Origin of the sequence: Microbacterium marinilacus (assembly GCF_019753765.1) — a bacterium.
Classification (GTDB): domain Bacteria; phylum Actinomycetota; class Actinomycetes; order Actinomycetales; family Microbacteriaceae; genus Microbacterium; species Microbacterium marinilacus.
Genome location: NZ_JAIJZW010000012.1, coordinates 83863 through 93912 on the forward strand (window position 1 = coordinate 83863; position 10050 = coordinate 93912).

At 71.2% G+C, this 10050-nt stretch carries 8 protein-coding genes; 6 read left to right on the top strand and 2 right to left on the bottom strand.

Annotated elements, in window-relative coordinates; translation table 11 throughout:
* Positions 1–93: 93 nt before the first annotated feature.
* The 5 genes from K5S26_RS16370 to rbfA all read left to right on the top strand — a co-directional run bounded on the left by K5S26_RS16370 (position 94) and on the right by rbfA (position 8130).
* Entirely contained in the window at positions 94–3231 is a 3138-nt protein-coding gene (locus tag K5S26_RS16370) for an ExeM/NucH family extracellular endonuclease (RefSeq protein ID WP_221860175.1), read from the top strand.
* 205 nt (positions 3232–3436) lie between these two features.
* Entirely contained in the window at positions 3437–4429 is a 993-nt protein-coding gene (gene nusA, locus K5S26_RS16375) for a transcription termination factor NusA (protein WP_221860177.1), read from the top strand.
* A gap of 165 nt (positions 4430–4594) precedes the next feature.
* Positions 4595–4798 carry a YlxR family protein gene (locus K5S26_RS16380; RefSeq protein ID WP_308123037.1) on the top strand — a complete coding sequence of 68 codons (204 nt, stop codon included), beginning with the start codon at positions 4595–4597 and terminating at the stop codon, positions 4796–4798.
* Between the two features lie 59 nt (positions 4799–4857).
* On the top strand, positions 4858–7602 hold the full coding sequence (infB, locus tag K5S26_RS16385) for a translation initiation factor IF-2 (protein ID WP_221860181.1): 2745 nt from the start codon (positions 4858–4860) through the stop codon (positions 7600–7602).
* A gap of 90 nt (positions 7603–7692) precedes the next feature.
* Positions 7693–8130, top strand: a complete 438-nt coding sequence (rbfA, locus tag K5S26_RS16390) for a 30S ribosome-binding factor RbfA (RefSeq protein WP_221860183.1) — start codon at positions 7693–7695, stop codon at positions 8128–8130.
* Between the two features lie 65 nt (positions 8131–8195).
* Here the strand turns inward: rbfA and K5S26_RS16395 are convergent, their stop codons facing one another.
* On the bottom strand, positions 8196–9089 hold the full coding sequence (locus K5S26_RS16395) for an iron-sulfur binding domain-containing protein (RefSeq protein WP_221860185.1): 894 nt from the start codon (positions 9087–9089) through the stop codon (positions 8196–8198).
* A 101-nt stretch (positions 9090–9190) separates the two neighbouring features.
* Here K5S26_RS16395 and K5S26_RS16400 point away from each other — a divergent pair, with 101 nt between their 5' ends.
* Positions 9191–9877, top strand: a complete 687-nt coding sequence (locus K5S26_RS16400) for a hypothetical protein (protein WP_221860187.1) — start codon at positions 9191–9193, stop codon at positions 9875–9877.
* Positions 9878–9918: 41 nt separating this feature from the next.
* On the opposite strand, the gene K5S26_RS16405 is transcribed toward K5S26_RS16400, so the two are convergent.
* A partial coding sequence (locus tag K5S26_RS16405) for an integrase core domain-containing protein (protein ID WP_221859294.1) occupies positions 9919–10050 on the bottom strand: 132 nt, incomplete at its 5' end.

The following is a 10050-nucleotide window of genomic DNA, read 5'->3' on the forward strand; positions in this document are numbered from 1 at the left end:
CCGCGCTCTGAGAACCTGACGTGTCCGACGCGCGGCGTAGCCTCCTCGTGTCGGCCCGTCCCCGTCCGCGCGACCCCATCGGAGCAGCCCCGCATGTCCTCATCCCGCACGACGCATCGCCGCGTCGCCGGCATCGCGAGCGCAGCGCTCGCGACCGGCTGCCTCGCCGCTCTGGCCCCCGCCGCGGCCCTCGCCGCTCCCGACGGCCAGGGCGTCGTCATCAGCGAGGTCTACGGTGGCGGCGGCAACAGCGGCGCCGTCTACACGCACGACTTCGTCGAGCTGTACAACCCGACCGACGAGCCGGTGGCGCTCGACGGGCTGGGCCTCGAGTACCGCTCCGCGACGGGCGGTTCCGGCGGTGTGACGGCGCTCACCGGGACGATCGCGCCGGGCGGGCACTTCCTCGTGCAGCAGGCGAAGGGATCGGGCGGAACGACGGCGCTGCCCGCCCCCGACCAGGTGGGCACGCTCAACATGGGGGCGGCGAACGGACAGGTGCTGCTGCTGGCCTCCGCCGATCGCTTCTCCGGTTCGGGCGACATCGCGGGCGCGGAGGGCGTGATCGACGCGATCGGCTTCGGGTCGGCGACCACCTACGAGGGCGCGGCGGCGCCGGCCCTGAGCAACACCACGGCGGCGTTCCGCGCCGACGGCGGCGCCGACAGCGACGTGAACTCCGCCGACTTCGCGGCCGGCGAGCCGACACCGCAGAACTCCGGTGCGGCGACGCCCGAGCCGGAGCCGGAGCCGACGCCGACGCCGACTCCGACTCCGACCGTCCCGGGCGAGACGGTGCGGATCGCCGACGTCCAGGGCGACGGCGAGCGGTCGCCGCTCGAGAGCACCACGGTCACGGTCGAGGGGGTCGTCACCGCCGACTATCGCACCGGTGGCATGAACGGCTTCTACGTGCAGGATCCGGCGGGCGACCCGACGGACGGCCGGTCGGACGCGGTCTTCGTCTACGGGTCCAACGCCCGCGCCGAGATCGGCCAGAGCGTTCGGGTCACGGGCACGGTCAGCGAGTACGTGCCGCAGAACAGCAGCACCGGCGTGCCGACCACCCAGATCACCCCGGGCGCGGGCGGGGTGACGGTGCTCGACGAGGCTCTCGGCACGGTGACGCCGCTGGCCGACTGGTCCCTGCTCGACAGCGACGAGAAGAAGGAGGCGCACGAGGGCGAGCTCGTCCTGCCGTCCGGATCCTTCACGGTCACCGACAACTACGACGCGAACTTCTACGGCTCGTTCGGCCTGGCCGACGGGGAGGGCGCCCTCAGGACGCCGACCGAGTATGCGGACGCCGACGACACGGCGGGCCTGCAGGCGATCCGCGACGAGAACGCGTCGCGCTTCATCACGCTCGACGACGGCGCCACGCTCAACTTCAACTCGGCGGCGAACAAGGCCACGCCGCTGCCGTACCTCACGCCGGACAACCCCGTGCGGGTCGGCTCCGAGGCCACGTTCCGCCAGCCGGTCGTGCTCGAGTATCGCAACGACCTGTGGAACCTGCAGCCGACCACGCCCGTGACCGATGACGGCGCCGCGGTCGTCGCCTTCAGCGACACGCGCACCGAGAACCTCCAGCCGCAGGACGTGGGCGGCGACGTCCGGCTCGCCACCTTCAACGTGCTGAACTACTTCCCCACCACGGGAGAGGAGTTCGTGGCCTCCGGCCTCGGCACGTGCACGTTCTACACGGATCGCGACGGCAACCGGATCGCCAACAACTCCTGCAACCCGAACGGGCCGCGAGGGGCGGCCGACGAGGAGAACCTCGCCCGTCAGCAGGCCAAGATCGTGGCGGCCATCGACGGCCTCGGGGCGTCGATCGTCTCGCTCGAGGAGCTCGAGAACTCGGCGCACTTCGGCAAGGACCGCGACTTCGCGATCGCCGAGCTCGTCGATGCCCTCAACGCCGACGCCGGCGAGGACGTCTGGGAGTACGTGCCGTCCCCCGAGCTGCGTCCGGCCGTCGAGCAGGAGGACGTCATCCGCACCGGGTTCATCTACAAGCCGGCGGACATCGCCCCGGTGGGCGAGTCGCACATCCTGATCGACGAGGAGAACTTCGACAATGCGCGCGAGCCGCTCGTCCAGGCCTTCAAGCCCGCCGGCGGGTCGGACGAGGACGCGTTCCTCGTGTCGGTCAACCACTTCAAGTCGAAGGGGTCGGGCACCGACGACGGCACCGGCCAGGGCCTGGCCAACCCGGACCGCGTCGGTCAGGCGCACGCCCTCGTCGACTTCGTCGCGGGGCTGATCGAGCAGACCGGGATCGAGGACGTCTTCCTCGCCGGCGACTTCAACGCGTACTCGTCCGAGGACCCCGTGCAGGTGATCGAGGAGGCCGGCTACACCGAGCTGAACGTGGCGCTGGGCGGCGGCGAGGCGACCTACAACTTCGACGGCATGGACGGCTCGCTCGACCACGTGTTCGCGAACGCCGGCGGCCTCGAGCTGGTGACCGGCGTCGACGTGTGGCAGATCAACGCGCAGGAGCAGGTCGGCTTCGAGTACAGCCGCTACAACTACAACGCGACGATCCTGTACGACGAGTCGGTGTTCCGCGCGAGCGACCACAACCCCGAGATCGTCGGGCTCGCCCTTCCGGACGCGCCCACCGAGCCGGTCGACGTCACGGCGCCGACGGTGACCGTGAAGGGCGACACGATCGGTTCCGACGGCGTCTACGAGAGGGTCAGCTTCAAGCTGTTCGACGAGGGCAGGATCGACCGCGTCGTGCTGAACGGGGTCGTGAAGGATCTCGTCGACGACCGCTGGAGCGATCTCGACGGCGTCGTCCCGGGCCGGTTCGGGGCTGTCCTGGGCGAGAACACGCTGGAGGTGCTCGACCTCGCCGGCAACGTGACGACCGTGGTGTTCACGCTGGTCGAGCCGCAGCCCGAGGAGCCCGCGGCGCCCGCGTGGCAGGCCGGCGCGGTCTACGTCGGCGGAGACAGGGTCTCCCACGACGGCGCCGTGTACGTCGCGCAGTGGTGGACGACGGAGGAGCCCGGGACGTCCACGACCGGATCGTGGATGGAGCAGGGCGAGATCGTCGCGTGCGCCGACGGCGTCGCGGCGGCATGGACGGCCTCGCAGGTCTACACGGGAGGCGAGCGCGTCGTCCACGACGGCCGGGTGTTCGAGGCCCGGTGGTGGACGCGCGACCAGCTTCCCGGCGACCAGTGGGGGCCCTGGGCCGCGGCCGGAGCCTGCTGACAGCCCGACACGCGGTCCCGTCTCCATGCGGAGGCGGGACCGCTGTCTTCCCAGCGTGGCGGCGGGCCGCATCCGGTAATGTCAGAGGGATATCGGCGCGACGTACGCCGATGAGAACTGACGCGAAAGTCTCCGCGGAGAGCGGAGACTTTCGGTCTGTCCGGTCTGGTCGTCGGCCAGCGGGCGGCTGACTAGGGAGGTCACCATGGACATCGATCTGGGGCTGCTGCGAACGGTCGAGCGCGAGAAGGAGATCCCGTTCGACGAGCTCGTGCACATCATCGAGCAGGCGATCCTGACGGCCTACGGCAAGCACGTCTCGCAGAACGGCGAGGTGCCGGAGGGCGCCCGCGCCCAGCTCGACCGCAAGACGGGCCACGTGGGCATCCACGTGCCGGTCCTCGACGACGAGGGTGCCGTCATCGGCGAGGAGGAGACGACGCCCGAGGACTTCGGGCGCATCGCCGCGTACGCCGCGAAGCAGGTCATCAGCCAGCGTCTGCGCGACATCGCCGACGACGCGGTGCTCGGCGAGTTCCGCGGCAAGGAGGGCGACATCGTCGCCGGCGTCGTGCAGCAGGGGCCGAACCCGCGCATGATCCACGTCGACCTCGGCTCGGTCGAGGCGATCCTGCCGCCCGAGGAGCAGGTGCCCGGCGAGGAGTACGCCCACGGATCGCGGCTGCGCGTCTACGTCACGAGCGTCTCGAAGGGCACGAAGGGGCCGGCGATCACCGTGTCGCGCACGCACCCCGGACTCGTCCGCAAGCTCTTCGCGCTCGAGGTGCCCGAGATCGCGAACGGTCTCGTCGAGATCACCTCGCTCGCTCGTGAGGCGGGGCATCGCACGAAGATCGCCGTCAAGGCCAACGACCCGTCGATCAACGCCAAGGGCGCGTGCATCGGCGAGCTGGGGCGGCGCGTGCGCGCCGTCACCGAGGAGCTGAGCGGCGAGAAGATCGACATCGTCGACTACAACCCGGAGCTTCCGAAGTTCGTCGCGAACGCGCTCTCGCCCGCGAAGGTCACGTCGAGCTTCGTGCTGGACGAGTCGACCAAGGCGGTGCGCGCGCTCGTGCCCGACTACCAGCTGTCGCTCGCCATCGGCAAGGAGGGGCAGAACGCCCGCCTCGCCGCCAAGCTCACGGGGGCGAAGATCGACATCCAGCCCGACTCGATCCTCGAGGACGGCGCGTAAGAGGTCTGGGCCCACGCGCGTCGCTCCGAGCGAGGCGCGTCGAGACCCTCCGAGGCGAGGGACGCCTCGGTCAGCGGTCGGGGACGGAGGTGTAAGATGGAACCCGTACGAACGTGCGTCGGCTGTCGCACGCGTGCCCCCCGAACCGCTCTCCTTCGAGTGGTCGTGCGCGGTCTCGAGCTCGTCGTCGACGAGCGAAAGGCATCGCCCGGGCGGGGTGCGTGGCTTCATCCCACTCGCGAGTGCGCGGAGAACGCCCTGCGGCGCCGCGCCTTCGGACGAGCACTGCGCGTGTCGGGCCCGCTCGACACGCAGACCTTCGAGGAATGGCTGAACGGCTATGGAAACAAAGTGAACGGCTCGAAATGAGACCCGTCCGCCTTTAGAGGTCTGCCCTGTCCTGGGTAGACCACCCAGACAGGAGAATTGTGGCAAAACCACGCGTACATGAGATCGCTGCGGAGATCGGCGTCGACAGCAAGGTCGCCCTGGCGAAGCTCAAGGAGCTCGGCGAGTTCGTGAAGAGCCCGTCGTCGACCATCGAGCCTCCGGTGGCGCGCAAGCTGCGCGCCGCGTTCGAGGCCGAGGGCGGCGCGAAGCCGGCCGACAAGGCCGCCGCACCGGCGAAGCCCGCCGGCCGACCGGGGCCTGCGCGCCCCACCGCGGCGAAGCCGTCGGCTCCGGGCAAGCCCGGCCCCAAGCCGGCTGAGGCCGCCCCTGCGGCGAGCCCCGCGGCGCCGGCCCCCCAGGCCGAGGCTTCGGCCTCGCCCGCCGCACCCGACGCGCCCGCTGCCGAGGCGCCCAAGCCCGGTTCCGCCGCGCCCAAGCCCGGCGCTCCGGCGCCGAAGCCCGGTGGCCCGCGCCCCGGCAACAACCCGTTCGCCTCGTCGCAGGGCATGGGGCAGCGTCCCGCCGGCCCGCGCCCCGGCAACAACCCCTTCGCGTCCGCTCAGGGCATGGGCCAGCGCCCGTCGCCCGGCAACATCCCGAAGCCCCAGCCGCCGCGTCCCGGCGCCCCCCGTCCCGGCGCCCCGCGCCCGGGCGGTCCCGGACGTCCCGGCCGCCCCGGTGGCGCGGGTCGTCCCGGCGCGCCGTTCCAGCAGCGTCCGGGTGGAGCCGGTCGTCCCGGTGGCGGCGGCGGCTTCCGTCCCGGTGGTGGCCCCGGCGGTCCCGGTGGCGGTGGCTTCCCGGGTCGTCCCGGTCCCGGCGGTCGCGGTCGCGGTGGCACGGCCGGCGCGTTCGGCAAGGGCGGCGGCAAGTCGAAGCAGCGCAAGTCGCGTCGCGCGAAGCGTCAAGAGTTCGAGATGCGGTCGGCGCCGGTCGTCGGCGGCGTCAACGTCCAGAAGGGCAACGGCGAGACGATCCGTCTGCGCCGCGGCGCGTCCATCTCGGACTTCGCCGACAAGCTCGAGGCGCTGCGCGGCTACACCGTGCAGCCCGGCACGCTCGTCACCATCCTGTTCAACCTGGGCGAGATGGCGACCGCGACCGAGTCCCTCGACGAGGCGACCTTCGAGGTCCTCGGCGAAGAGCTCGGCTACAAGATCCAGATGGTCTCGCCCGAGGACGAGGACAAGGAGCTCCTCGAGGGCTTCGGCCTCGACCTCGAGCAGGAGCTCCTGGACGAGGACGAGAGCGATCTCGAGATCCGTCCTCCGGTGGTGACCGTGATGGGTCACGTCGACCACGGTAAGACGCGACTGCTCGACGCCATCCGCAAGACCAACGTGGTCGAGGGCGAGGCCGGCGGCATCACGCAGCACATCGGCGCGTACCAGATCTGGACCGAGCACGACGAGGTCGAGCGCGCGATCACCTTCATCGACACCCCGGGTCACGAGGCGTTCACCGCCATGCGTGCCCGTGGCGCGCAGGTGACCGACATCGCGATCCTGGTGGTCGCGGCCGACGACGGCATCATGCCGCAGACGGTCGAGGCGCTGAACCACGCCCAGGCGGCCGGCGTGCCGATCGTGGTCGCGGTCAACAAGGTCGACAAGCCCGAGGCGAACCCAGGCCGGGTGCGCCAGCAGCTCACGGAGTACGGTCTGGTCGCCGAGGAGTACGGCGGCGACGTGATGTTCGTCGACGTGTCGGCCCGTCAGGGAACCGGCATCCAGGACCTGCTCGATGCCGTGCTGCTCACGGCGGACGCGGGTCTGGACCTCACGGCCAACCCGAACAAGGCGGCGCGCGGTGTCGCGATCGAGGCGAAGCTCGACAAGGGCCGCGGCTCGGTGGCCACGGTGCTCATCCAGTCGGGAACGCTCCGGGTCGGAGACGCGATCGTCGCGGGCACGGCCTTCGGCCGCGTTCGCGCCATGATCGACGAGAACGGCGACCACGTCGACGAGGCGTGGCCCTCGCGTCCGGTGCAGGTGCAGGGTCTCAACTCTGTGCCGCGTGCCGGCGACACGTTCATCGTCACGGACGAGGACCGCACCGCCCGTCAGATCGCCGAGAAGCGCGAGGCGGCGGAGCGCAACGCCCAGCTGGCCAAGGCCCGCAAGCGGATGTCGCTCGAGGACTTCACCCGTGCTCTCGAGGAGGGCAAGGTCGAGTCGCTCAACCTCATCATCAAGGGCGACGTGTCGGGTGCCGTCGAGGCGCTCGAGGAGTCGCTGCTCAAGATCGAGGTCGACGACAGCGTCCAGCTGCGGATCATCCACCGCGGTGTGGGTGCCGTCACCGAGTCGGATGTGAACCTGGCGACGATCGACAACGCGATCGTCATCGGCTTCAACGTGCGTCCCGACGCGAAGGCCCGCGAGGCCGCGTCGCGTGAGGGCGTCGACATCCGGTTCTACTCGGTGATCTACAACGCGATCGACGATGTCGAGCAGTCCCTCAAGGGCATGCTCAAGCCGGAGTTCGAGGAGAAGCAGTCGGGCGTCGCGGAGATCCGCGAGGTCTTCCGCTCGTCCAAGTTCGGCAACATCGCCGGTGTCATCGTCCGCTCGGGCACGATCACGCGCAACGCCAAGGCGCGCGTCATCCGCGACGGCGTGGTCATCGCCGACGGCCTGGCCATCGAGTCGCTGCGCCGCTTCAAGGACGACGTCACCGAGGTGCGTACGGACTTCGAGGCCGGTATCGGGCTCGGCAAGTACAACGACATCCAGATCGGCGACGAGATCGAGACCACGGAGATGGTCGAGAAGCCTCGCACGTGACCTGAGGTCTGAGACACTGGCCCTGGTGGGCGCCCCCGGCACTGTGTCGCCGGGGCGCCCACCAGGGCCGCTTCACTCAAGGAGGACTCCATGGCGGGTCAGGAACGACAGGCCAGGCTCTCGGATCGCATCCGGGTGATCCTGGCGGAGCGGCTCGAGAAGGGGCTGCGCGATCCGCGCCTCGGCTTCGTCACGATCACCGAGGTGCGCGTCACGGGCGACCTGCAGCACGCCTCCGTGTTCTACACGGTGTACGGCACGGACGAGGAGCGTGCCGGCTCGGCCGCGGCGCTGAAGTCGGCGACGGGCATGCTGCGCAGCGAGGTGGGCAAGCAGCTCAACACGAGGCTCACGCCGTCGCTCGAGTTCATCCCCGACGCGCTGCCCGAGACCGCCGACCATCTCACGGCGCTGCTGCGAGAGGCGCGCGAGCGCGACGAGGCCGTGGCCGGCATCGCCGCCTCGGCGAAGTACGCGGGCGAGGCCGACCCGTACCTCAAGCCGCGCGAGGGCGAAGAGGCGGAGTGACGCGAGCGCGGGTGCCGAATGGCACTCGCGCTCTCTTCGTGAGTGCCGAATGGCACTCACGAGTGTCACGCCCGCGGCAGGTGGAGCACGCCGTCGTCGACCTCGACGAGGCCGTCGTCGAGCAGCGACAGGATCGCGCGGTCGCGCTGCAGCGCGTCCGGCCAGTCGGGGATGACCGCCTCCTGCGGCAGCCCCGTGGCGGGCGAGGAGGTGGCGTCGCGCAGCGCGCGCAGCACGGCACCGCGCGCCTGCCGGTCGCTGCCCTCGTAGCGCGCCTGGCGGCGGCGGAGGTCCGGGGTCTCCGGCTTGCCCGCCTGCACCCACGCGCACGTATCGCGCACCGGGCATGCGTCGCACCGAGGCGAGCGCGCGGTGCAGACCACCGCGCCGAGCTCCATCATGGCGGCGTTCATCACGGCGGCCTCGGCGTCATCGGCGGGCAGCAGCGCGTCCATCTCCTGGAGGTCGCGACGGTGCGGCGGACCAGGCTGAGCCCTGCCGTGCACGGCTCGGGCGATCACGCGTCGCGTGTTCGTGTCGACCACCGGGTGCCGGTCCTCGTATGCGAACACGGCGACAGCGCGGGCCGTGTAGTCGCCGATGCCGGTCAGCGCGAGGAGGGCGTCCACGTCGCGCGGCACGACGCCGTCGTGACGGTCGCGGATCTCCACGGCCGCGCGATGCAGCCACAGCGCCCGACGCGGGTAGCCGAGGTTGGCCCACTGCCGCACCGCCTCGGCCGGCGGGTCGGCGGCGAGGGCGGTGGGCGTCGGCCAGCGCGCGAGCCAGGCCTCGAGCCGCGGGATCACGCGGTTCACCGGCGTCTGCTGCAGCATGAACTCGCTCACCAGCACGCCCCACGCGCCGAAGCCCGCCGCGCGCCACGGGAGGTCGCGCTTCTCCCGCGCATACCAGGGCAGCAGGCGCTCAGCGAGGTCGGAGCGGAGGGCTGAGCGCATCCCTCCAGCGTAATTACTGCCGATCCGCGCCGTGCGCAACGGGGTGACGTGGCACCGTCCACGGTCGTAGCCTCGGGCAGACCGAGACGAAGGAGAGGGTCATGCCAGGCAACCGCAACCGCTTCACGGGATCGGGCGCCGCGGCGGCGTCGGCGCTGCTCACGGCGGCGCTGCTCGCCGGATGCGCGCCGTCCGCCGAACCGGTCGAGACGAGCTCGGCGCCCGCGCAGGACGCCCCGACGCCGACCGAGACGACCCCCGCGCCCACCGGCACGTCCGCCCCGCCGGTGCAGGAGGACGTCGCCGATCCGTCCACGTGGCAGATCGAGGACGGCGAGATCGGCCCGCTGGAGATCGGCGAGGACTTCGACGAGACGCTGGCGGAGCTGTCTGCCGGGGACTGGACGAACGACGAGGCCTGCGGCTGGACCGCGTACTGGAACGCGCCCGACGGGGCGTTCACCGTGTGGTTCGCCCGAGACGAGCAGACCGATCCCGGGCCGATCGAGACCATCGCGGTGGAGTGGGGGCCGGACGCCCCGACGGGCGTCGGCCCGCGCACCGAGGACGGCGACGTCGGGCTGGGGTCGACGCGCGACGAGGTGCGGGCCGTGTACCCGCAGGCCGAGGAGCTCTCCTCCGGCATGGACGGGCGCGTGTTCCTCTGGGTGTCCGACGACGACCCGGAGGACGGCGCGCTGTTCTTCGAGTATCTGGAGGGTCAGGACGCGGCGCAGTCCGTCGTGCTCACCCGCGAGGACGAGCCGCCCTACGAGGTCTGCGCCTGACGGCAGCCCGGCCGCACGGCCGTGACAGGGGAGGGGCGTCGCTAGATGTAGTGCCCAGCCAGGTTGTTTGAAATGCGGCTGATGGGTGGGAGCTTTCCGATGGCGGTGTGGGGTCTGTGGTGATTGTAGAAGTGCAGCCAGGCCGGGAGAGCTGCTCGCCGAGCTGACTCGGA